This is a genomic window from Myroides sp. C15-4 (genome assembly GCF_050522745.1).
Lineage (GTDB): Bacteria > Bacteroidota > Bacteroidia > Flavobacteriales > Flavobacteriaceae > Flavobacterium.
Genome location: NZ_JBMVQX010000001.1, coordinates 42,819 through 65,841, shown reverse-complemented (window position 1 = coordinate 65,841; position 23,023 = coordinate 42,819). Strand labels below are relative to the sequence as shown.

At 37.6% G+C, this 23,023-nt stretch carries 22 protein-coding genes; 20 read left to right on the top strand and 2 right to left on the bottom strand.

The window, feature by feature from the left end:
* Window position 1 precedes the first annotated feature (1 nt).
* From ACPDHL_RS00375 to ACPDHL_RS00335, 9 genes are all read left to right on the top strand, one after another.
* Window positions 2-1,456 (top strand): SusD/RagB family nutrient-binding outer membrane lipoprotein, encoded by a 1,455-nt coding sequence (locus ACPDHL_RS00375; protein WP_430530836.1) that lies wholly within the window; start codon window positions 2-4, stop codon window positions 1,454-1,456.
* Window positions 1,457-1,466: 10 nt separating this feature from the next.
* Window positions 1,467-2,975 carry a calcineurin-like phosphoesterase C-terminal domain-containing protein gene (locus ACPDHL_RS00370; RefSeq protein ID WP_430530835.1) on the top strand — a complete coding sequence of 503 codons (1,509 nt, stop codon included), beginning with the start codon at window positions 1,467-1,469 and terminating at the stop codon, window positions 2,973-2,975.
* A gap of 429 nt (window positions 2,976-3,404) precedes the next feature.
* A complete protein-coding gene (pdhA, locus tag ACPDHL_RS00365; protein WP_430530834.1) occupies window positions 3,405-4,403 on the top strand; it encodes a pyruvate dehydrogenase (acetyl-transferring) E1 component subunit alpha in 999 nt (332 codons plus the stop codon).
* Between the two features lie 9 nt (window positions 4,404-4,412).
* Entirely contained in the window at window positions 4,413-6,062 is a 1,650-nt protein-coding gene (locus ACPDHL_RS00360; protein ID WP_430530833.1) for a pyruvate dehydrogenase complex dihydrolipoamide acetyltransferase, read from the top strand.
* 117 nt (window positions 6,063-6,179) lie between these two features.
* A complete protein-coding gene (locus tag ACPDHL_RS00355; RefSeq protein ID WP_430530832.1) occupies window positions 6,180-7,127 on the top strand; it encodes a M28 family metallopeptidase in 948 nt (315 codons plus the stop codon).
* A gap of 2 nt (window positions 7,128-7,129) precedes the next feature.
* Window positions 7,130-7,807 carry an SDR family NAD(P)-dependent oxidoreductase gene (locus ACPDHL_RS00350; RefSeq protein WP_430530831.1) on the top strand — a complete coding sequence of 226 codons (678 nt, stop codon included), beginning with the start codon at window positions 7,130-7,132 and terminating at the stop codon, window positions 7,805-7,807.
* A 12-nt stretch (window positions 7,808-7,819) separates the two neighbouring features.
* On the top strand, window positions 7,820-8,443 hold the full coding sequence (locus tag ACPDHL_RS00345) for a SprT-like domain-containing protein (RefSeq protein ID WP_430530830.1): 624 nt from the start codon (window positions 7,820-7,822) through the stop codon (window positions 8,441-8,443).
* 10 nt (window positions 8,444-8,453) lie between these two features.
* Complete coding sequence (locus ACPDHL_RS00340; RefSeq protein WP_430530829.1) at window positions 8,454-9,524, top strand: mannose-1-phosphate guanylyltransferase; 1,071 nt, start codon at window positions 8,454-8,456, stop codon at window positions 9,522-9,524.
* 56 nt (window positions 9,525-9,580) lie between these two features.
* Window positions 9,581-10,321, top strand: coding sequence for a sterol desaturase family protein (locus tag ACPDHL_RS00335; protein WP_430530828.1), 741 nt, complete (start codon window positions 9,581-9,583; stop codon window positions 10,319-10,321).
* Between the two features lie 48 nt (window positions 10,322-10,369).
* On the opposite strand, the gene purE is transcribed toward ACPDHL_RS00335, so the two are convergent.
* Both purE and ACPDHL_RS00325 read right to left on the bottom strand, forming a co-directional pair.
* Window positions 10,370-10,852 carry a 5-(carboxyamino)imidazole ribonucleotide mutase gene (gene purE, locus ACPDHL_RS00330; RefSeq protein WP_430530827.1) on the bottom strand — a complete coding sequence of 161 codons (483 nt, stop codon included), beginning with the start codon at window positions 10,850-10,852 and terminating at the stop codon, window positions 10,370-10,372.
* A 3-nt stretch (window positions 10,853-10,855) separates the two neighbouring features.
* Window positions 10,856-12,010: a 5-(carboxyamino)imidazole ribonucleotide synthase gene (locus ACPDHL_RS00325; protein WP_430530826.1), complete on the bottom strand. Its 1,155-nt coding sequence runs from the start codon at window positions 12,008-12,010 to the stop codon at window positions 10,856-10,858.
* Between the two features lie 553 nt (window positions 12,011-12,563).
* On the opposite strand from ACPDHL_RS00325, the gene hpt reads away from it, so the two are divergent.
* From hpt to ACPDHL_RS00270, 11 genes are all read left to right on the top strand, one after another.
* Window positions 12,564-13,097, top strand: coding sequence for a hypoxanthine phosphoribosyltransferase (gene hpt / locus ACPDHL_RS00320; RefSeq protein ID WP_430530825.1), 534 nt, complete (start codon window positions 12,564-12,566; stop codon window positions 13,095-13,097).
* 33 nt (window positions 13,098-13,130) lie between these two features.
* Entirely contained in the window at window positions 13,131-13,706 is a 576-nt protein-coding gene (locus ACPDHL_RS00315) for an adenylate kinase (protein WP_430530824.1), read from the top strand.
* A gap of 53 nt (window positions 13,707-13,759) precedes the next feature.
* On the top strand, window positions 13,760-14,761 hold the full coding sequence (obgE, locus tag ACPDHL_RS00310; protein ID WP_430530823.1) for a GTPase ObgE: 1,002 nt from the start codon (window positions 13,760-13,762) through the stop codon (window positions 14,759-14,761).
* A 173-nt stretch (window positions 14,762-14,934) separates the two neighbouring features.
* Complete coding sequence (locus ACPDHL_RS00305; protein ID WP_430530822.1) at window positions 14,935-17,253, top strand: putative monovalent cation/H+ antiporter subunit A; 2,319 nt, start codon at window positions 14,935-14,937, stop codon at window positions 17,251-17,253.
* A complete protein-coding gene (locus tag ACPDHL_RS00300; RefSeq protein WP_430530821.1) occupies window positions 17,234-17,674 on the top strand; it encodes a Na+/H+ antiporter subunit B in 441 nt (146 codons plus the stop codon). The genes ACPDHL_RS00305 and ACPDHL_RS00300 overlap by 20 nt, the downstream gene beginning before the upstream one ends.
* Window positions 17,675-17,692: 18 nt before the next feature.
* Window positions 17,693-18,046 carry a Na+/H+ antiporter subunit C gene (locus tag ACPDHL_RS00295; RefSeq protein WP_158962459.1) on the top strand — a complete coding sequence of 118 codons (354 nt, stop codon included), beginning with the start codon at window positions 17,693-17,695 and terminating at the stop codon, window positions 18,044-18,046.
* Entirely contained in the window at window positions 18,043-19,554 is a 1,512-nt protein-coding gene (locus ACPDHL_RS00290) for a proton-conducting transporter membrane subunit (RefSeq protein WP_430530820.1), read from the top strand. The genes ACPDHL_RS00295 and ACPDHL_RS00290 overlap by 4 nt, the downstream gene beginning before the upstream one ends.
* A gap of 7 nt (window positions 19,555-19,561) precedes the next feature.
* Entirely contained in the window at window positions 19,562-20,047 is a 486-nt protein-coding gene (locus tag ACPDHL_RS00285; protein ID WP_430530819.1) for a Na+/H+ antiporter subunit E, read from the top strand.
* Window positions 20,044-20,319 (top strand): monovalent cation/H+ antiporter complex subunit F, encoded by a 276-nt coding sequence (locus tag ACPDHL_RS00280; protein WP_182626756.1) that lies wholly within the window; start codon window positions 20,044-20,046, stop codon window positions 20,317-20,319. The genes ACPDHL_RS00285 and ACPDHL_RS00280 overlap by 4 nt, the downstream gene beginning before the upstream one ends.
* On the top strand, window positions 20,312-20,713 hold the full coding sequence (mnhG, locus tag ACPDHL_RS00275) for a monovalent cation/H(+) antiporter subunit G (protein ID WP_430530818.1): 402 nt from the start codon (window positions 20,312-20,314) through the stop codon (window positions 20,711-20,713). The genes ACPDHL_RS00280 and mnhG overlap by 8 nt, the downstream gene beginning before the upstream one ends.
* Before the next feature lie 54 nt (window positions 20,714-20,767).
* Window positions 20,768-22,921 (top strand): S46 family peptidase, encoded by a 2,154-nt coding sequence (locus ACPDHL_RS00270; RefSeq protein ID WP_430530817.1) that lies wholly within the window; start codon window positions 20,768-20,770, stop codon window positions 22,919-22,921.
* Window positions 22,922-23,023: the final 102 nt, after the last annotated feature.

Sequence of the window (23,023 nt, the reverse complement as noted above, 5' to 3'; positions counted from 1 at the left end):
CATGCGAAAAGATAAACTAATATTCTTACTGTACTTGGGTTTCTTAGCTTGCTTTACCCTACAGTTTACCAGTTGTACTACTAATTTTGAAGAGACGAATACTGATCCCAACCGACTACAAGAAATTAGCCCGGGAACTTTATTGAATCCTTTAATTTACGAAGTAGCTACAAGTAATATGTATCGCAGTTGGTCACACAATAGTGAGTTAATGCAGGATATTGTAACTTTTCCGCAAACCTCTTATGGGATTCAACACTATAATTTAACGGATAATATTGGGGCAGCTCCATGGAACACCTATTACCGTTGGATGAAAACGGCAAAAGATATCGAACAAGCGTCTGTTCGCATTAAAGATAGCAATTACGAAGCCATAGGAATAACCTTGCGCGTGTGGATGGCTTCAAATCTCGTGGATTTATTCGGTGATGTGCCGTATTTTGATGCAGGTAAAGGAGGAGAGGGGTTAATTTATCCCGCTTTTGATGAGCAAGAAAAAATATATGACAGCCTTTTAGCCGATTTAGAACGCGCCAATACGCTGTATGATGCTAAAAGAGGGATGGTGTACTATCAAGATATTTTATTCAACAATGATTTGACAAAATGGCAAAAATTCACCAATAGTTTACACTTGCGTTTGTTGTTGCGCATATCCAATAAAACCAATAAAGAGGCCTATCCTAAAATGGTCGCTATGTTAAATGACCCAGTCAAATATCCTATTATTTCGAAGGTGGAAGAAGAGGCTACATTTGTCATTACAGGGGTAACGCCAAATGTATCTCCTTGGAGTCGTATTCAAGACTTTACGTTAAGTAGAAAAATGGCGGGTTTTTTTATTGATAATTTGAATGAATTTAAGGATCCACGTCTGCCTGTTTTTGCAACACAAGCCACGAGAATGGAAGGCGAAAAGAGAGTAAGTATCGGATATAAAGGAATTCCAAGTGCGTTTGAAGGATCGGATGGTCAATTTGATTATGAGGCTTCTACATTGAATAATACGATGGCAGCTAACCCAACCAAGACACCTATTTTGACCTATGCAGAGATTTTATTTCTACAAGCTGAATTGGCGCAAAAAGGATATTTGACAGGAGCAGAAGAGTACTATAAACACGGGGTAGAAGCTGCAATGAAATTTCACGAAATTGACGTTCCAATTGATTATTTTACTAATCCTGCAACGGAATACGATGGGACTTTAGCGCGAATTATGATGCAAAAGTACTATGCACTGTATATGAATGATTACCAGCAGTGGTTTGAATACAAGCGAACAGGTTTGCCAAAGTTACCTCAAACTAAGGCCATGATGAACAACGGTATAATGCCTTCGCGTTTTCCATATCCTTTAGATATTCGCACGAAAAATAAAACGAATTATCAGCTACAAGTACAAAAGATGGGTGGAGATGATATTAATGTAAAAATTTGGTGGCAAAATTAAACGGTAGATCATGAATTCAAGACGAAATTTTATAAAAAATGTAGCACTAACAGCTGGAGCCGCTTCTATACTTCCCTTCCAACAAACTACTGCAGGAGTCTTAGCTACATCATCAGTGGCAGGAGAAAGTACTGATGAACTTAAAAGTGTAGGTGTCACGGGAAGAGTCACAAGCCGTGGTAAGGGATTGTCTCATGTTGTAGTGTCAGACGGATATCAAGTAGTTCAAACAGATGCCACTGGAAGTTACAGCTTTCAAAGTGCCTTTCAATCCCGGTTTGTGTTTATATCGATTCCAGCAGGATATGTCATCGAACAACAAACCAATGGTTCGGCCTTGTTTTTCCAAAAAATAAACAAACACCAAAATTCCAGTAGGCATGATTTTGTGCTCGAGCCTGTAAAAGAGTCTGACCACAAGCACCATTTTATTGTATGGGCCGATCCTCAAATTCAAAAAGAAGAAGAAGCAGAACAGCTATTGAATGAAACAGTACCCGATACACTAGCTACAATCAAACAATTGAATAGTCCTCACGTGTTTGGCGTAGGGTGTGGAGATTTAATTTGGGATCAACATCAATTATCAGCCAAATACAATCAAGCTGTTCAACAAACGACAATTCCTTTCTTTCAAGTGTTTGGCAATCACGATGCAGACTTAGAACAGCGCAGTGATGAAAAATCCGCTACGACCTTTACGGAGCTTTATGGACCACAGTATTATTCATTTAACCGTGGACTTGTTCACTATGTTGTGCTTAATGATGTGTTTTTTATCGGTAAAGAGAAAGAGTATATCGGTTATATTACCGAAAATCAGTTGGCGTGGTTGGAGCAAGATTTAGCTGTTGTTCCACATGGGACAACCGTAGTGGTGTTTCAACATATCCCTTCTTTTACTAGGCATTTTGAACGTTATCCTGAGGAGAAATCACTCGGTGCCATGGTGAGTAATCGCAAGTATTTATACAAATTATTAGAACCTTATCACGCGCATTTAATGTCAGGACATACTCACTTCAACGAGAATGTTGTCCTAACTGATAATCTATATGAACACTGTCATGGTACGGTTTGTGGTGCTTGGTGGAGTGGTCCGATTTGTCAAGATGGTACACCAAGTGGTTATGGCGTATATGAAGTGAACGGAAAAGAACTCAGCTGGTACTATAAAGGAACAGGACTTTCCAAAGAAACTCAGTTTAGAGTTTACAAAAAAGGAGAACATCCAGATTTTCCTGCCAATTGGAGTGTAAATATCTGGAATTGGGATGAAGAATGGAAAGCCATTTGGCTAGAAGACGGTGTGGAAAAAGGAGCATTAGTCCAAGTAAGAGCGAAGGATCCTTTGAGTATTCAGCTACATCAAGGACCTAAGCTCCCAGTGAAGCGAAAATGGGTAGAGCCAGGATTAACAGACCATATGTTTTTATTTTGTCCATCAGACCAAGCGAAAAATATTACCATTATGGTAACCGACCGCTTTGGAAATAGCTATACCGAAGTAATTACCTAATTTATATTTTATTTTAAGCGTGAATTGAGCCCTTTGACGAGAAAATCTCCAGAAGGGCTTAATTTTTTTAAGTATTACAACAGAAGAAAGAAACGGTGCGAAAAAGGAGAGATAAAGAAGAAAATTCGAAAAAAGAGCACAGATTTTACTCCTGATACATCTTTGTTATTAAAAGTTCGAATCTACTGTGAATAATTGGTCTAACCTGAAGTTGATGGACTAAATTAATAGTATTGTTAAGAGGCGATGTTCAAGGATAATTAAATATTTTCTTAAAAAAAATAAAGAATAGTTGCCGTAATTTAAAATACTTCAAATAAATTTTTCAATCTAAAGTAGATGTGCTATTTTTGCCTATCCACAGTATGGTGGGTATTTAGCAAAGTCTGTATTTAGAGTAGGTTTTCTACTCATGAAAAGTAAAGTCATATGAAAGAAATTACAAAAGAAGTTTATCTAAAGTGGTATGAAGACATGCTATTTTGGAGAAAGTTTGAAGACAAGCTTGCAGCTTTATATATTCAACAAAAAGTAAGAGGATTCTTACATTTATATAATGGGCAAGAAGCGGTTTTGGCTGGAGCTTTACACGCAATGGATTTGTCAAAAGACAAAATGATTACAGCATACAGAAATCACGTACAACCAATTGGACTGGGTGTTGATCCACGAAGAATTATGGCGGAGTTATTAGGAAAAGGTACAGGGACATCTCAAGGTTTGGGGGGTTCAATGCACATCTTTTCTAAAGAACACAATTTCTATGGAGGACATGGTATTGTAGGTGGACAAATTCCTCTAGGAGCTGGATTGGCATTCGGAGATAAATATTTTGATAGAAAAGCAGTAACGATGTGTTACTTTGGAGACGGTGCTGCACGTCAAGGATCATTGCATGAGACTTTCAATATGGCAATGAACTGGAAGTTACCTGTAGTATTTATTATTGAAAATAATGGATATGCAATGGGGACCTCTGTTGAGCGTACAGCTAATCACTCTGAAATCTGGAAATTGGGATTGGGATATGAAATGCCTAGTGGACCAGTAGACGGAATGAATCCTGTAAAAGTAGCAGAAGCGATGTACGAAGCGATCGAAAGAGCGCGTCGTGGTGATGGACCTACTTTATTAGAGATGAAAACATACAGATATAGAGGTCACTCAATGTCTGATGCACAACACTATCGTACAAAAGAAGAGGTAGAAGAGTACAAAAAAATTGACCCAATTACACAAGTGTTAGATGTGATCAAAGCAAATGGTTACGCAACAGAAAGTGAAATTGAAGCAATGGATCAACGTGTAAAAGATCTCGTATCAGAATGTGAGAAGTTCGCAGAAGAATCTCCATTCCCAGATCTTAATGTGATGTACGACGTCGTGTACGAACAAGAAAATTACCCTTTTTTACCTCATAGATTATAATAAAATAATATGGCAGAAGTAATTACAATGCCTCGCTTAAGCGACACCATGACAGAAGGTGTTGTTGCGGCTTGGTTAAAGAAAGTTGGAGATAAGATTTCAGAAGGTGACATCCTTGCTGAGATTGAAACAGACAAAGCAACAATGGAATTTGAATCTTTTTATGAAGGTACATTGTTATACATTGGATTACAAGAAGGAGAAGCTGCTCCAGTTGACTCGCTTCTTGCTATTATTGGAAAAGAAGGTGAAGATATCACTGCATTAATTGGAGGTGGATCGGCTCCAGCTGCTGAAAAAGCAGTGGAAACAGAAGCGCCAAAAGCAGTTGACAATACGACTACACCAGCGCCAGCAGCTATTCCTGCTGGAGTAAAAGTGATTACAATGCCTCGTTTGAGTGATACCATGACGGAAGGTACGGTGGCAAGCTGGATTAAAAAAGTTGGAGATAAAGTAGAAGAAGGCGATATCTTAGCAGAAATCGAAACGGATAAAGCGACAATGGAATTTGAAGCTTTTGAAGCGGGGACACTTTTATACGTAGGAATTCAAGAAGGTGAATCAGCGCCTATCGATAGTGTTTTAGCTATCTTAGGACCTGCAGGAACTGACGTTACAGCCTTGGTAGAAGGAGCTAAAAATGGTGGAGTTGTTACAACTTCAACAGAAACAGCAATTCCTACTGAAACACCAAAAACAACGGAAGCTGCTACAGCAGTAGCAGTTGCAACAACGGCTGTGGAATCACAAAATGGAGGACGTGTATTCGTTTCTCCTTTAGCTAAAAAAATAGCAGAAGAGAAAGGAATTAACCTTGCACAAGTAAAAGGAACTGGAGAAAACGGACGTATTATTAAACGCGACGTTGAAAACTTTGTGCCAACTACTGCGCAAGCGCCTGTACAAACAGCTGCTCCAGTTGCCCAAGCAACGGCAACGGCACCAGAAGTAAAACCATTTGTTCCTGCTGGAGAAGTAAGCTTCGAAGAAGTGAAAAACTCGCAAATGCGCAAAACAATTGCACGTCGTTTAGCGGAATCTAAATTTACAGCCCCTCACTATTACCTGACGATCGAGATCGATATGGATAATGCCATGACTTCTCGTAAGTTGATCAATGAAATGCCTGATACAAAAGTGTCTTTCAACGATATGGTAGTGAAAGCTTGTGCAATGGCCTTGCGTAAACACCCACAAGTGAATACACAATGGACAGATAATGCAACGATTTTCAACAACCACATTAACGTGGGCGTAGCTGTAGCCGTAGAAGATGGATTAGTTGTACCAGTATTGCCTTTTACAGATCAAATGTCTTTAACACACATTGGAGCTAAAGTAAAAGAATTGGCTGGTAAGGCTAAAACAAAAAAACTGACACCTGCTGAAATGGACGGAAGCACATTTACAGTTTCTAACCTTGGAATGTTTGGTATTCAGTCTTTTACATCCATTATCAATCAACCAAACTCTGCGATTTTATCTGTAGGGGCTATTGTTGAAAAACCAGTAGTAAAAAATGGACAGATTGTAGTTGGAAACACAATGACTGTTACATTGGCTTGTGACCATAGAACAGTAGATGGTGCTACCGGAGCACAATTCTTACAAACACTGAAAAGTTATATTGAGAATCCAGTTACTATGCTGGCCTAGTCAATTCGTCGAGAATAAAATGAAAAAGCTTGCAATTTGCAAGCTTTTTTTTGTTTTTTAATACAAACTAATGCAAAAATGCTGTAAAATAAGAAGTGTATTTTGTATTTTTGAAGCATGTTAAAAGTGAAATATTTAGGTTTTTTAGGAGCAATTTTAGTTGCTTCTTGTACCGCGACATCGAGTATACCTGAAGCGCAACAAGATCAAGTATCTGCTTTGAATATAAGCAAGACACTAAATTATTTAGCGTCGGATGAATTGCTAGGGAGAGACTCAGGAAAAGAGGGGAATATCAAAGCAGCTGCTTATTTGACTAAGGAGTTGGAGGCGTATGGAATAGAACCGTATTACGAGCGCTATGAAGATGAATTGATCAAGTTGAAAAATACGTGGAATGTTGTGGGAGTAATTCCAGGAAAAGACCCTCAATTGAAGCATGAAATTGTTGTGCTCGGTGCTCATTATGATCATATTGGTATTCAAGAACCCGTAGCAGGTGACTCTATTGCCAATGGAGCAAATGACAATGCTTCTGGGGTAAGTATTTTACTTGAATTGGCGAGAAACCTCGCAAAGAAAGAGGTGAAACGCACCGTATTGGTGTGCTTTTTTACTGCTGAAGAATTGGGACTTTTCGGATCAGAGCATTTAGCGAGTCGCCTAAAAAAAGAAGATGCAAATGTTGTACTCATGCTTAATTTTGAAATGTTAGGTGTGCCAATGACACGAGAGTATACTACCTTTATTACGGGTTATGACCAAAGCAATTTAGCTGATAAGATTAACGAAATAGCAGGTGAAAATTTAGCGGGAAGATTTGAAGAGGCAGAAAAAATGCAATTGTTTATGCGCTCAGATAATTATCCCTTTTATTTAGCCTATAAAATACCAAGTCAGACGTTTAGTTCTTCCGATTTTGAGAACTTTACCTATTACCATCACGTCAAGGACGAAGCGCATCTAATGAATGTGCCTTTTATGACAGAACTTACAACAAAATTTGTTCCTGTGGTAGAAAAATTGATTAACTTACCTTCTGGTGAAATTAGATTGAAAAACTAAAGATGAAACATATTATTGTTACGGGAACAAGCCGTGGTATTGGATTAGAAACAGTGAAAATACTCGCTAGCAGAGGGCATAAGATTTTAGCCGTTTCCCGAAAAAAATCGACTGAATTAGCCGCGCTACCCAATGTAACTTGTTTGGAAAAAGACCTTACAGTAGAGGCGGATTTACAACAAGTAGTAGCGTATGTTGCTACGCAATGGGGGCATGTTGATATTTTAATCAACAATGCAGGTGCCTTAGTAAATAAACCCTTTGAGGAAATCACACAAGAGGAATTTGAATGGGTTTATAAAGTAAACGTATTTGGATTGGCTCGTTTAGTTCAGTTGTGTATCCCGTATTTTATGGTGAATAGCCATGTAGTGACTATCAGTAGCATGGGGGGCGTGCAAGGCACTATGAAATTTGGTGGATTAGCCGCTTATAGTTCCAGTAAAGGGGCTGTTATTATCTTGAGTGAGCTCCTAGCGGAAGAATATAAAGAGAAGGGAATTGCTTTTAATGTCATTGCTTTAGGAGCGGTTCAAACTGAAATGTTAGAAGAAGCCTTTCCAGGCTATCAAGCACCTTTGATGCCAGAAGAAATTGGTGAATACATCAGTGATTTTGCACTTACAGGGAATAAATATTTTAATGGTAAAGTACTTCAAGCATCAAGTACTACCCCTTAAAAAACAAATAGATTGATTACGATACTCAAACCCTATTTACCAGAACAAGCTTTAGAGGCGGCTTTTGAATTAATCAAACACTACCACATTCACTTGAAAATTGTCAATGAAAGGGTCACAAGACACGGAGATTATACCAAAGGATTGGATGGCAAACACTTGATTACGATCAATTCTAACCTCAATCCCTATCGGTTTTTGATGACATTGATTCACGAGATTGCGCATTTAGTAGCTTTTCAGAAGTATGGCGGAACAATAAAACCACATGGAGTCGAGTGGAAGCAAACCTTTCGCTTGCTTATGTTGCCTTTTCTACGACCAGAGGTTTTTCCAGATCGATTGTTACCTTTATTAGCCAATCATTTTAGGAATCCCTCGGCGAGTAGTGATACAGACGAACGCTTGTCTATTGCTATGCGCCTGTACGATACAGTAGAGAAGGGCAGTAACCAGTGTTTTGTGTATGAAATCCCCTTGGGAAGTCATTTCAAAACGCATAATGGTAAAGTGTTCAAACGCGGTCCTTTACGTGTAAAAAGATTTGAGTGTTTAGAAGTAGCAACAGGGCGATTGTTTGTTTTTAAAGCAAATGCCGAAGTTGAAATGATGACACATTATGTTGTAAAACAATAAGAAGAATAGTATGAATTCGAATTATTATGCTGTTGTAATGGCGGGAGGAGTTGGTTCGCGTTTTTGGCCAGTAAGTACTCCGGAGTTCCCCAAACAGTTCCACGATATGTTGGGATCAGGTGAAACCTTGATCCAGAAAACGTTTATGCGATTGTCTCAGTTAATTCCAAAAGAAAATATTTTGATCTTAACGCATGAGAATTATAAAACAATCGTTCAAGAACAATTACCGGCTGTAGCGTCTGCTAATATAATACTAGAACCTGCTATGCGTAATACAGCACCCTGTATTTTGTACGCAGCTATGAAGATAAAAAAACTCAATCCTAATGCAGTAATGGTTGTTGCACCTAGTGACCATTGGATTGAGGATGAACTTCAATTCGTATCGAATTTACAGCGTACGTTTGACGTATGTGAAAGAGATCAAGTTTTGATGACTTTGGGAATTCTACCTACTTTTCCCAATACGGGATATGGGTATATCGAATTCAATAAACTCGACTCAAGACCAATTAAGAAAGTAGTACAGTTTAGAGAAAAACCAGATTATGTCACCGCGAGAAAGTTTATTCAAAGTAGGCATTTCTTGTGGAATTCTGGAATATTCGTATGGAGTGTTAATGCAATCCTAGATGCTTTTTCTAATTTTCAACCTGAAATGACGGAGCTTTTCGATACAGGTTATGATTTGTTTAATACGGATAAAGAAAAAGCGTTTATAGACGAAAACTACTCCAAAGCGGATAATATATCCATTGATTATGCGGTGATGGAAAAAGCAAATAACGTGTACGTTTTGCCTGCTACCTTTGATTGGAATGATTTGGGTACTTGGGGATCGTTATACGAAAAGCTGCCAAAGGACATTTCTGATAATGCTGTAGTCAATGCAGAGGTATACTTTAATAATGCAACTAATAACATCGTGCGATCAGATAAAGGAAAGCGCGTCGTAATAGATGGATTAAATGATTATATTGTCGTTGATAAAGAGGATATCCTTTTGATTTATCCAAAGAAAAAGGAACAAGAAATCAAAACTGTAAGCCAGTATATTGAAGCAAAAAAAATAAAATAACCGTAGAAAAGTCCTTGTTGTTTAGCGAGGACTTTTTTGTGTAAAGAAATGATCTGATGAGTCAAACTGAGCAAATACTGAACCAAGGATACATTGCCATCACAGGGTGGGCGATGGTGCTTAATTTGGTCCTGATTATGTGTTCCTTGCTACTGTATGTGATTTGGCATCGTATGCAAAAGAACAGCGTCTGTGTAAATGATTATCAACCTATCGTACAGGCCGATATCTGGGCGGTGGGTTCAACCTGGATTTGCAACGTTGTGGTTTTTGTATTTGGTGCTTTTGTTTGGAGGGAGGGATATTTAACCGTTGATTTTACTGCACAAGGAGTAGGGATTATATCCGGTCAAGTGTTGGTGTTGATTCTGATCATTGATTTTCTAATGTACTGTTTTCACAAGCTTGCGCATGTCCAACCGTTATATCGCTTTATCCATCAAAAACATCATGAACACATAGGGGTGAATGCTTTGAGTCTTTTTGTATTGAGCCCTTTTGAGGCTCTTGGATTTGGTGTGATGCTACTAGCAGTACTTTATGTATATCCGTTTCACTATCTAGCAGTGGGAATATATTTAGTCGTTAACGTGGTTTGGGGAACGATTGGACATTTTAATAAAGTAGCGCGTTTAGGGAATACGGGATGGGTGAGTTGGTTGGGAACAGCGAGTTTTCACAATAGACATCACCTAGAACCTCAAACAAATTTTGGTTTTTATACCACGCTATGGGATCGATTGTTTCAAACCTGTAGGATTAAACCGTTTAAAGGATTCAGCGAAAAAAAGACATAAAAAAAACCAGCAGTGAAAACTACTGGTTTACTTTATCGTTGAGGTGACTTATTTTTTTAAGTTTGCTGCTGCTTGTAATACAGCTTCTTTCAATCCGTTTTTATAAGCAATCATTTTGTTTTGAACATCTTGGTTTTGACTTCCCAAAATTTGCAAAGCCAATAAACCTGCATTTTTTCCTCCATTTAAGGCAACAGTTGCAACGGGTACTCCACCCGGCATTTGTAAAATAGAGAGCACACTATCCCATCCATCAATTGAATTGCTCGACTTTACGGGTACTCCAATAACGGGAAGTGGAGACATGGAAGCAACCATACCAGGTAAGTGTGCCGCTCCTCCTGCTCCAGCAATAATCACTTGAATGCCTCTGTTATGAGCATGAGAAGAAAAATCTACTAATTTTTCAGGTGTGCGATGAGCCGAAACAATATCAACTTCTACTTCAACGCCAAATTCTTTAATAATATCGATTGCATCTTGCATGATAGGCATATCAGAGATACTACCCATTACTACAGCTATTTTCATAATTTATTGACTGATTACTTTGATGGTTTCTTTTACTTGTTGGGCAATTGCTCTCGCTTTATCCATATCGCTATTCACAATGGTCACATGTCCCATTTTACGGAAAGGTCTAGTTTCTTGTTTTCCATAAATATGAGGCGTAACACCAGCAATGGCTAAGATTTCATTCATGCCTTCGTAATACACTTGACCTGTATGTCCTTCAGCACCTACTAAATTTACCATGACACCCGCTACCTTACTATCAGTATTACCTAAAGGTAAATCTAAAATAGCGCGAATATGTTGTTCAAACTGAGAAGTATAACTTGCTTCAATAGAGTAGTGACCCGAATTATGAGGACGTGGAGCTACTTCATTTACAAGGATTTCATCGTCTTGAGTTAGGAACATCTCAACGGCTAACAAGCCAACGTGATTAAATTTCTCAGAAACGCTTAGTGCAATTGCTCTTGCCTTGTCTGCTACTTTTTCATCAATACGCGCAGGACAAATTACGTATTCTACTTGATTTGCCTCTGGGTGAAATTCCATCTCTACGACGGGAAATGTTTTGATTTCTCCAGAAGCAGAACGAGCGACAATAACCGCTAGTTCATTTTTGAAGGGAATCATCGTTTCAGCAATACACTCGCCCTCTGCTAATGCAATTACATCATCAGCTGAACGAACTACCTTTACTCCATTACCATCATAACCAAATTGCGCCGATTTCCAAACAAAGGGAAGGGCAATTAGATTTTGACTAATAGCCACTTGTAACTCTGCTTTTGTGTTAAAGCGCGTATAAGGTGCAGTAGGAATTTCATGTGTGGAATAGAAATCTTTTTGTTTTCCTTTATGTTGAATCAAGCGCAGGGTTTCAGGAGCAGGGAAAACTTTTATTCCCTCTTGTTGTAGTTGCTCTAAAGCTTCTAAATTAACTCCTTCGATTTCAATGGTCAATACATCTACTTTTTTTCCAAAGCGATAAACCGTTTCATAGTCCATTAAATCGCCTTGAAAAAATTGGTGCGCACCATATTGTGCAGGCGCTTCTTTACTTGGATCCAAGATAAAAGTAGCAATGTCAAATTTGCGGGTATCATACAAAAGCATTTTACCTAGTTGTCCACCACCTAATATTCCCAAGCGAAAATCAGTTGAATAATAATTCATTGTGTTGTTGTAATTGTGTTTGTGCAAAGATATACTAATTCAAATGGTGAACATATAAACCCTAGAAAAAAAATGCCAAAGCAAAAAAGGAAAGAATTGTAGACAGAGGGGAGGCTAAGGGATGCATTTAATAGGAGGATAGTAATAAAAATAGATTTCTATTACACTTTTTATGGTATATGAGGGTAGAATCTCTTTTACCAGAAAAACAAGAGTGTGAAAAAAAACTTAAAATAAATCTTGGTTAGTTAAAAAATTAACTTATATTTGAGACAATATAATTAAGGTATATTGTATTAAAAAATAATATATGCCCTTGATCTGGTGTATAAAAAGTAATCTTAACAATAAAACTTATTAGCTTTGGTTTTAGAGTTAGATTGAATTAGTTTGTTTTAGACGTAGCGTTTGTAGAAAGCGCTACGTTTTTTTTGTTTACAGTTTACAATATATTGAAACTATAAAGCATCAAAATGTTTGGAATTCATTACGTAAGGAATACAAATATGGTGTATCTTTTTTGTATATTTGCAAATTATCAATTCAATTGTTTATGGAAATCCAAGTTTTAGACAAGACTTTTGTTCCTTTCATTTCTGAAAAACAAATTCAAGAGAGACTCAAAGAGATTGCAAGTGATATCTTGCGTGACATGAATGGAGAAACACCCGTTTTTATTGGTGTTTTGAATGGATCTTTTATGGTTGTTTCCGATTTAGTGAAACACTATAAAGGAGAGTGTGAAATGAGTTTTGTCAAGATGGCTTCGTATATCGGAACTCAATCGACCAATCAAGTGAATCAGTTATTGGGACTGGATATTGATGTAACAGATCGCCGTGTGATTATCATTGAAGACATCGTAGATACGGGGAATACTTTGGTTGCTTTGAAGAAGCTTTTCGAGCAACAACGCCCAAAAGAATTGAAAATCTGTACCTTGTGTTTAAAGCCAGAAGCGTATACTAAAGACATTAAATTGGACTATGTCGCTTTTGAAATTGAAAATAAATTTATCGTAGGGTACGGTATGGATTATGACAAGCACGGAAGAAATATTCCAGCTATTTATCAGATAAAAGAATAATAAACAATAACAGCATAAATAAAGTATAGTAGCATGATTGCAATAGTTTTATTTGGAAAACCTGGTGCAGGTAAAGGTACACAGGCAGAATTTCTAAAAGGAAAATACAATTTAACTCATATTTCTACTGGAGATGTATTTCGTTATAACTTAAAGAACGGAACAGAATTAGGTAGACAGGCCAAGGTTTTTATGGATAGAGCAGAATTGGTCCCAGATTCTATTACAATTGATATGCTTGCAGATGAGGTAGAGAAAAACATGGATAAAGCAGGTTTTTTATTCGATGGTTTTCCACGTACCATTCAACAAGCAGAAGCTTTAGAAGCTTTATTGAAAGAAAAAAATATTCGCTTTGTAGGGACAATTGGATTAGAAGCTAATGATGATGTATTGGTACAACGTATCCTAGAGCGCGGAAAAACAAGCGGTAGAGCAGATGATCAGGATGAAAAAATCATCAGAGGACGTTATGAAGAATACAACGAAAAAACAGCGCCATTAATTGATTATTATACAGCTAAGAACTGTTATAACTCAGTAGATGGAATTGGAAGTGTTGAAGAAATTACAACAAGATTAAGCACGGTAATTGACCGCTTGATCTAATCGATCTTTTGCATACGAAAGACAAATACAACGAGAAGGTAATAAAATAAAAGATGACTGAAGGGAATTTTGTAGACTACGTAAAAATTTATGTAGCCTCAGGAAAAGGTGGAAGAGGTTCTACGCATTTGCACCGAGAAAAATTTATTGAAAAAGGAGGTCCTGACGGTGGAGATGGTGGACGAGGAGGTCATGTCTATATTGTCGGAAACGAAGGGTTATGGACATTGTACCATTTGAAATTCATGCGCCATATTAAGGCAGGACATGGAGGTGATGGAGGAAGTTCAAGAAGTACAGGTTCAGATGGAGAAGATAAAGTTATCGAAGTACCTTTGGGTACAGTAGTCAAAGACAAAGAAACTGGAGAAGTTCTCTTTGAAATTACTGCACACAACGAAAAGCGCATTTTAGGTAAAGGGGGTAAAGGAGGTCTAGGAAACTGGCACTTTAGAACTTCTACTAATCAAACGCCTCGTTATGCTCAACCTGGAATGCCAGGAGAAGAACTAGACATTATCCTAGAGCTAAAAGTATTAGCAGATGTAGGATTAGTAGGATTTCCTAATGCAGGAAAATCAACCTTGTTATCCGTTTTGACTTCGGCTAAACCAAAAATTGCAGATTATCCGTTTACCACGTTAAAACCCAATTTAGGGATCGTGGCCTACCGCGATTTTAAATCGTTCGTAATAGCTGATATTCCCGGGATTATTGAAGGAGCTGCAGAAGGAAAAGGATTAGGACACTATTTCTTGCGTCACATTGAGCGAAACTCAACCCTTCTTTTTATGGTGCCTGCAGATGCAGATGATATCCAAAAAGAATATGAGATTTTGTTGGATGAGTTGAGAAGATACAATCCCGAAATGCTCGATAAAGATCGCCTTTTGGTGATTACCAAATCCGATATGTTGGATGAGGAATTAAAAGTAGAAATGAAAGAAGAATTAGATCAATCCCTAGAAGGTGTACCGTATATGTTTATATCGGCAGTGGCAAATCAAGGTCTTCAAGAATTAAAAGATAGATTGTGGCAAATGTTAAATAACTAAGCCCTAAAGCGAGATTGAAAAATCTCGCTTTTTTTATTGAATTATCAGGTTATAAATGGTTATAGTTTTGTTAAAAGAAGACACGTTCTTTGGCTTTTTCTAGTTTTTTTTTGATTTTTTTATATATTTACCCTCAGTAGAAATATTCGGAAAAAGAGAAATAAAGCTCATTTATGCTATTAATTATTTTACTCACTTTTGTACTAGCTTTTAGTACACTTTTCCTGAAGGGTTTAGGACGTTCTAAGTTTACAGGATTATTAACTTTACTACCGTTCGGTCTTTTTATTTATTTCCTATCCTTTATACCACAAATAAAGTCTGGAAAGGAAGTATTGATGTTTAGAAACGAATGGGTACCCTCTTTGGGTATTGCTTTTGACTTCAAGCTCGATGGATTAGCTTTGTTGTTCGCCTTATTGATTACTGGAATTGGAACATTGGTCTATTGGTATGCGTCTTATTATCTAAAAGGACATGTCTATATTCATCGTTTTTTTTCGTATCTCGGGCTTTTTATGGCCGCCATGTTGGGGGTTGTATTGTCAGATAACTTAATTGCCTTATTCGTTTTTTGGGAATTGACCAGTATTACTTCCTTTTTCCTGATTGGATTCAATAACGAAGATGAAGATTCTCGTAAAAGCGCACTTTGGGCACTTGGAATTACAGGGCTAGGAGGTTTTTTTTTACTTTCTTTTGCCGCAGTAGTAGGTAGTATTGCTGGGAATTATTCGATTCACGAATTATTGACCCAATCGCAATTCTTGAAAGAACATGGCTCTTATGGCATTTTATTGTTCTTCTTATTCATGGGAGCTTTTACAAAATCAGCTCAATTTCCTTTTCATTTTTGGTTACCTGGTGCAATGAAAGCTCCAACACCTGTTTCAGCTTACCTGCATTCAGCAACAATGGTAAAAGCAGGAATTTATCTTTTAGCGCGTTTTACGCCCATTTTAGGGGATCATGTGTATTGGAATACTACATTGCAGTTAATAGGGGGGATAACCATGCTATTTGGGGCGATTCACTCCGTTTTCCGTAAGGACATGAAAGGGATCTTGGCGTATACGACTATTTCAGCACTTGGGATGATCGTTTTTTTACTTGGAGTAGGATCGGAAAAAGCAATTTATGCCGCTGCGATCTTTATTTTAGTACACGCTTTATACAAAGCAACGCTTTTCTTAGTAACTGGAACTGTAGATCATCAAACCCATACACGTGATATCAATCAATTGGGAGGATTGCGCAAAACAATGCCAGCACTTGCTGGAGCAGCTTTGATCGCTGCCTTATCGAGCGCGGGAATTCCACTGACTTTTGGCTTTATCGGAAAAGAGATCATCTATGACGCGACGTATACTTATCCCATTGATCCTTGGGCTCTAGCCTTTACTGGTGCTGCAGTATTGACGAATGTGTTCTTAACGGCTTCGGGTTTTCTTGTGGGAATTAAACCTTTCTTTGGCAAAGTGAAAGAAGCTTGTCAAGACGTACCCAAACCGTCTATACAGATGTGGATGCCTCCTGTGATACTAGCAGGATTGAGTTTGGTCTTTGGTGTATTACCTCAATTTGTCAATGTAGAGATCCTCGGGTCAGTAGCTCGTGCAATTGGAGGGAAACCCATAGCTATGGAATTAGCTTTATGGCATGGTTTTAACGAAATTGTGGCGTTAAGTGGAGCAACTATCGCATTGGGTACAGCGCTGTATTTTGGCTTTAAAGGGTATCAAAATTCGCTAGATGTTATGTCGCGTTTTTGCAATCTTTCGCCTCAACATATTTTTGGCTATACCATAGAGAAATTCAGACTTTTTGCCTATTCCTATACGCGCTTATTCCAAAGTGGATACTTGCGCTTGTACTTGATGGTCATTATCGTTTTCTTTATTGGATTAGTCGGGTATAAGCTGTTTGCTGATGTGCCACTGCGTGTTAATACAGAAGATTTATCGGAATTTAGGGTATACGAATTGGTCGTGTTTTTAATTACCGTTGCGGCTATCTTTTTTGCTATTAATACACCTTCTCGTTTATCTGCTATTGCTGCAACTGGTGTTGTTGGCTATTGTATCTGTTTGATCTTCGTTTTTTACGGAGCTCCCGATTTAGCCATGACGCAATTTGCCATTGATACACTAACTGTTGTTCTATTTGTTTTGGTTCTGTTTAAGTTACCTGGTTTCTTGAAATTGAGTAATCGCAGAATTCAAGTTAGAGATGCCATGGTCTCTATTGCATTTGGAGCATTAATATCGTTGATTACTCTGCAAGCCTTAGTATCGCCTGCTGATAAAGAAATTAGTCGATACTATGCAGAAAATGCCTATGTATTGGCTAAAGGGAAAAACGTCGTAAACGTAATCCTTGTTGATTTTAGAGGATTTGATACATTAATTGAGACTATTGTACTGTCCATTGCGGCATTAGGGGTGTATGGTCTATTAAAATACAGAACAAAAGATGAAGAAATCTCCGAATAAGAATCAAGTATTAGATTCTACGATTTTGCGAACGGCGACGAATTACTTATTGCCCTTGCTGATTCTGTTCTCTTTGTTTGTGTTATTAAGAGGACATTATCTTTCAGGTGGTGGTTTTGTAGGCGGATTAATCGCTTCTATTGCCTTTGTTTTACACTCTTTCGCCTATAGTACAAAACAAACCTTGGCGTTGTTCCAATTCTCACCTATGCGTTTGATTGGAATAGGACTGTCGCTTTCGATTATCAGCGCATTAATTCCTGTTTTTGTAGGATTACCTGTAATGACAGGAGTCTGGTTTGCTGAATCAGTAGCCGTTATCGGTGCGGTGGGAACAGCTCTCTTTTTCGATATAGGTGTGTATTTGGTTGTAATTGGTGTGGTGTTGACTATCCTCTTTACAATCGCAGAAAATGTTTAATTACTAAAGAAACCATAGATGGAATTATTACTAGTAGTTTTAGTAGGGATATTGTATTCTGCAGGCATTTATCTCATGTTTCGAAGAAGCATGGTGAAATTGCTCTTGGGATTGATGATGCTAGGAAACGGAGCAAATATCCTTATTTTTTTAATGGGTGAGCTAACCAAAGGAAAAGCCCCCATCATCGATGAAGAGCATACCCAATTTTTTGATGCGTATGCCGATCCAGTACCACAAGCACTAATCTTAACGGCCATTGTGATCAGTTTTGGTTTGACCGCTTTTGCCATTGTTTTACTCAATAAAGTGTACAGTACAACAGGAACAGATGATTTAGATTCCCTTAATATTCAAGATTTAGATATATGATTTCAAACTTCATATTAGCGCCCATATTTGCTCATATGTTTACAGCAGTTGTCTTGTTGATTTTTTGGAAAAACGTAAAAATTCAAAAAATAATAAGCATCGTTGGGAATAGCATTGCGTTTCTCCTCTGCTGGCGGTTGTTTACCGTTACTTGGGAACACAGCGCAATTACCTTACAACTCGGAAACTGGAAAGCTCCATTCGGAATAACCTTCGTCGCCGATACGCTAAGTGCAGTGATGGTTTTACTTACTGCTACTGTTGCTTTGGCGGTCGGAATCTATTCCACGTCTGCCATTAATATCAGCCGCATAAAATACGGATACTTTATCATCTTTCACTTCCTTATTATGGGATTACTCGGTGCGTTTTTAACGGGAGATATCTTCAACTTATACGTGTGGTTTGAAGTGGTAATTATCTCTTCCTTTGTTTTGCTTACGCTAGGAGGAAAGAAAAGACAGATGGAATCTGCTGTAAAATACGTAACGATGAATATGTTAGCCTCGACGATTTTTCTAACAGCTATCGGAATACTATATGGAATTACGGGAAGTTTGAATATTGCCGACCTCGCTCATCAAGTAGCTATTGTTGAAAATCGCGGGCTAGTAACCGTGACAGCTTTATTGTTCTTCGTCGGATTCGGAATCAAATCGGCTGTATTTCCCATGTATTTTTGGTTACCTTCTTCTTATCATACACCACCTTCGGCTATTGGAGCTATTTTTGGTGGACTATTGACTAAGATGGGGGTGTACTCCATGTTTCGGGTATTTACGATTGTCTTCCAACCTGATGATTTCATGTTAGGGGTGTTTGTAGTGATTGCCATTCTAACTATGATTAGTGGAGCACTAGGGGCTATTAATAAACGAAATATTCGCCGTATCCTGTCCTACTTTATCGTCTGTCATATTGGATACTTGATCGCTGGTTTTGGGTTGTATACCGAATTAGCATTTGTAGGGGTGATCTTTTATTTGATTCACGATGTGATCGTAAAGAGTAATTTGTTTATGATGAGTGGATTAATCCAAAAAATTAGGGAAACACAAGATATTAACCGCTTAGGAGGATTGTATAAAGATTATCCTAAATTGTCAATTCTATTTGCCGTTATTCTCTTCTCTTTGGTGGGGATTCCTCCTTTATCGGGATTTTGGCCCAAAATTATGCTCTTTCAAGAAGCGTTTCGATTAGAACAATATGTTTTACTGGGAACGTTGATCTTTGCGAGTTTTATCACGTTGTTTATCGTTGCTCGCATTTGGTCCGAAGTATTTTGGAAAGACTTACCGAAGCCCAATAGTGAAGAAATTGACCACTTTGCACCCTTTGTAAGTTCAGGAAAAGTGGCCCTGATCTTACCTGTTGCAGCCTTAGCAGCAGTATCTTTGTTTATTGGGTTTAATGCTCCTTTAATTTTCGAAGTTTCTGAACGTGTTGCACACGAGATGATGAACCCTTCGATATATATAGAATCAGTTTTACAAGGGATAAAATAACGAAAGCATGTTAAAATACTTTTTACTCAATATATTGTTGACGTTTGTTTGGGTGGCCCTAACAGGACAATTAAATTATGCCAACTTCTTTTTTGGAGGAGTGGCAGGTTTCTTTATCCTCTGGATGTTGACCAAAACGTCTTCAAATAAAGCCGACAAAGAATACTTTTATCGCGTACCGAAAATTATCGTGTTTATCTTTTATTTTTTCATTGATATGTTACAAGCCAACCTACAAGTGGCCGTAGATGTGGTTACACCAAATTATCACACCACACCGGGAATTATTAAATATGAAATCGACGCTAAAACAGATTTTGAAATTACTATGTTAGCCAATATTATTGCCCTAACACCAGGAACAATGGTTATCGATATTGCCGATGATAAAAGCCATATTTTTATCCATACCATGTACCTAAAAGATAAAGATAAATTCATTCAACGCATGAAAGAACGAACGGAAAAGAAACTCTTAGCTATTTTACGATGACAGTAGAAACTTATTTGATATATGTGGTAATGCCCATTATCTGTTTGTCCTTAATTTTAATCTTTATTCGATTTTTAAAAGGACCAGCAGTAGTTGATCGCGTCGTAGCTATTGATTTGCTGATTACCGTGGGCGTTGGATTTATTGGACTATTTAGTTTGATCGCCAATAATCCAATATTTTTAGATGTTGCTGTGATCATGGCGTTGATCGCCTTCTTGAGTACAGTAGCCTTTTCGTTTTACCTAGATAAAAGAGAAAGAGATGACTGATATACTTATTATGATATTGAGTACATTAGGAGCTATTTTTATCCTAATTGCCTCCATCGGTATTTTTCGAATGCCCGATTTTTATACGCGACTATCCATTACCATTAAAGCTGCAACGCTGGGTATTGGTTGTATTCTAGGGGCAGCAGCGATTCACTTTTCCGAATTTTCTATCACCACCAAAGTTTTTGCCATTGTTTTTTTCTTGTTTATCACTTCGCCAGTAGCTGCGTTTTTGATTGCAAGAACGGCCTATATGACCGGAATTAAATTGTGGAATAAATCGGTTATAGACGAATTGAAAGATCGATATGGTTTCGATGATCCCAAAGAAAATGAAGAGAAAAGTACACAAACCAAGATAAATAACAATAAAATTGAGGATAAGGATTAATTATTTTGTTTATTAAAACTATCTTCGCAAACTAAGTAACATACTAATATAATTATGAAAAAAATCGTTCTATTACTGACCGCTTTTTTACTGGTTGCGCCTATTAAGTTAAAGGCTGACGAGGGAATGTGGTTTTTAATGTTCCTTGAGCGTTTGAACCAACGCGATATGGAAAAAATGGGATTACAGCTTACAGCTGAAGAAATTTACAGTATCAACAATCACTCACTGAAAGATGCGATCGTTCAGTTTGATGGGGGATGTACAGCAGAAATAATCTCAGACCAAGGATTAGTTTTAACTAACCACCACTGTGGATACGATAAGATTGCAAACTTATCTACACCAGAAGATGATATTTTAACCAATGGGTTTTGGGCAAAAGACAAAGCAGCAGAAAGACCAGCAAAAGGATTGTCTGTGCGTTTCTTTGTTCGCATGGATGATGTAACAAAACGCATCTTAAGCGTTGTGAATGATAAAATGTCTGAAGAAGATAGAGAAAAAGCAATCAACCAAGAGATCGCTAAAATTCAAAAAGAAAACGACGGAAATGGAAAATATACCGTATCGGTTAAGTCTTTCTTTCAAGGAAATGAATTCTACTACTTCGTATATGAAGATTTTAATGACGTTCGTTTAGTAGGTACACCTCCAAACAGCATTGGTAAATTCGGTGGAGATACAGACAACTGGGAATGGCCACGTCATACAGGAGATTTCTCTATGTTCCGCGTGTATACAGATGCAAATGGAAACCCTGCAGAGTATGCTGCAACAAACGTTCCAATGAAACCAAAACACGTTTTACCTGTTTCAATTGCGGGAATCAAAGAAGGAGACTTCTCTATGATCTTAGGATACCCTGGTAGAACAAACCGTTGGATGCCTGCACAAGGAGTAGAACAAAATATTAAATATGCTTATCCAGCTTGGGTTGAAGGATCAAGATTGGGTATGGATGTAATGAAAAAACACATGGGACAAGATGACGCTGTGCGTTTGAACTATGCTTCTAAATATGCAGGTGTTGCGAACTATTGGAAAAACAGACAAGGGATGATTGATGCATTAAATCAACACCAAACAGTAGCTACAAAAACAAAGGCAGAAAAAGAGTTCCAGAATTGGGCAGATAAAAAAGAAAATAAAGTAAAATACGGTAACGTAATTGCTGATATCAATGCATTTTATCAAGCTACGAATACAAAAGCTCGTCATGATAATTACTTGATGACTTTATTGCGTACGTCTGCTTTAGCTGCTACACCTTACCGTTTATCAGGAGGATTAGAAGCTTATGCTGCAGGAGATGACAAGAAGAGAAATGAAATGCGCGAAGATTTTATCGCCTATGTGAATGATATTTACGAGGGACAAAATGAAGCATTAGAAAAAGAAATGTTAGCGAAACAACTAGAATTGTATGCTACAAAATCTGAAGGTTATGCAATCGCACCTTATATTGCTCAAATCCAAAAAGAATATAAAGGAGATTTTCAAAAATTCGTGAACGAAGCGTTTGAAACTAGCGTTTTTGTAAATCAAGCAAAAATTGAAGCGTTCTTAGCTAATCCATCAAGCACAACAATTGCTAAAGATCCACTATTGAAACTTTCTGTAGCAATTATGGAGCAATACCGTGCAAAAAGTGATGAGCTAGCTGTATTAGAAGACAAATATCAAAAAGCCTATCGCTTGTTCGTTGACGGTGTTAGAAAAAGCAATCCTGAAGGAAAATATTATCCTGATGCTAACTCTACGTTGCGTTTAACGTATGGTACAGTGAAAGATCTACCAAGAGGCGAAAAAGTAAATGATGCAAAAGAAAACTGGTATACAACATTAAAAGGAACAATCGCTAAACACGTCCCTGGAGATGAAGAGTTTGAAGTACCACAAAAATTAATTGACTTGTATAATGCAAAAGATTATGGTGTGTATGCAGATAAACAAGGTCATTTACCAGTCAACTTTTTAACTAACCATGATATTACAGGAGGTAACTCTGGTTCACCTGTATTGAATGGAAAAGGAGAATTGATCGGGTTGGCGTTCGATGGTAACATTGAAGCGATGGCTGGAGACGTAATCTACGATCCACAGTTACAACGTACAATCAACGTTGATATCCGTTACGTATTGTTCATTATCGACAAATTTGCTGATGCAAAACATATTGTTGACGAAATGAATGTTGTGAAATAATAACAGAGTAAAACAGTAGTACAAAATACTACTGTTTTTTTTGACCCTTTTTGGTCAATAGACATAAAAAAACAGCTTAAGATTCTTAAGCTGTTTTTTTAT

Coding starts and splice junctions, on each gene's coding strand:
- ACPDHL_RS00280 (WP_182626756.1), top strand. CDS start 20,044: ATGACAGTAGAAACTTATTTGATATATGTGGTAATGCCCATTATCTGT.
- ACPDHL_RS00355 (WP_430530832.1), top strand. CDS start 6,180: ATGTTAAAAGTGAAATATTTAGGTTTTTTAGGAGCAATTTTAGTTGCT.
- ACPDHL_RS00335 (WP_430530828.1), top strand. CDS start 9,581: ATGAGTCAAACTGAGCAAATACTGAACCAAGGATACATTGCCATCACA.
- hpt (WP_430530825.1), top strand. CDS start 12,564: ATGGAAATCCAAGTTTTAGACAAGACTTTTGTTCCTTTCATTTCTGAA.
- mnhG (WP_430530818.1), top strand. CDS start 20,312: ATGACTGATATACTTATTATGATATTGAGTACATTAGGAGCTATTTTT.
- ACPDHL_RS00300 (WP_430530821.1), top strand. CDS start 17,234: ATGAAGAAATCTCCGAATAAGAATCAAGTATTAGATTCTACGATTTTG.
- ACPDHL_RS00305 (WP_430530822.1), top strand. CDS start 14,935: ATGCTATTAATTATTTTACTCACTTTTGTACTAGCTTTTAGTACACTT.
- ACPDHL_RS00375 (WP_430530836.1), top strand. CDS start 2: ATGCGAAAAGATAAACTAATATTCTTACTGTACTTGGGTTTCTTAGCT.
- ACPDHL_RS00325 (WP_430530826.1), bottom strand. CDS start 12,010: ATGAATTATTATTCAACTGATTTTCGCTTGGGAATATTAGGTGGTGGA.
- ACPDHL_RS00270 (WP_430530817.1), top strand. CDS start 20,768: ATGAAAAAAATCGTTCTATTACTGACCGCTTTTTTACTGGTTGCGCCT.
- ACPDHL_RS00370 (WP_430530835.1), top strand. CDS start 1,467: ATGAATTCAAGACGAAATTTTATAAAAAATGTAGCACTAACAGCTGGA.
- ACPDHL_RS00315 (WP_430530824.1), top strand. CDS start 13,131: ATGATTGCAATAGTTTTATTTGGAAAACCTGGTGCAGGTAAAGGTACA.
- ACPDHL_RS00350 (WP_430530831.1), top strand. CDS start 7,130: ATGAAACATATTATTGTTACGGGAACAAGCCGTGGTATTGGATTAGAA.
- purE (WP_430530827.1), bottom strand. CDS start 10,852: ATGAAAATAGCTGTAGTAATGGGTAGTATCTCTGATATGCCTATCATG.
- ACPDHL_RS00295 (WP_158962459.1), top strand. CDS start 17,693: ATGGAATTATTACTAGTAGTTTTAGTAGGGATATTGTATTCTGCAGGC.
- obgE (WP_430530823.1), top strand. CDS start 13,760: ATGACTGAAGGGAATTTTGTAGACTACGTAAAAATTTATGTAGCCTCA.
- ACPDHL_RS00360 (WP_430530833.1), top strand. CDS start 4,413: ATGGCAGAAGTAATTACAATGCCTCGCTTAAGCGACACCATGACAGAA.
- ACPDHL_RS00340 (WP_430530829.1), top strand. CDS start 8,454: ATGAATTCGAATTATTATGCTGTTGTAATGGCGGGAGGAGTTGGTTCG.
- pdhA (WP_430530834.1), top strand. CDS start 3,405: ATGAAAGAAATTACAAAAGAAGTTTATCTAAAGTGGTATGAAGACATG.
- ACPDHL_RS00290 (WP_430530820.1), top strand. CDS start 18,043: ATGATTTCAAACTTCATATTAGCGCCCATATTTGCTCATATGTTTACA.
- ACPDHL_RS00285 (WP_430530819.1), top strand. CDS start 19,562: ATGTTAAAATACTTTTTACTCAATATATTGTTGACGTTTGTTTGGGTG.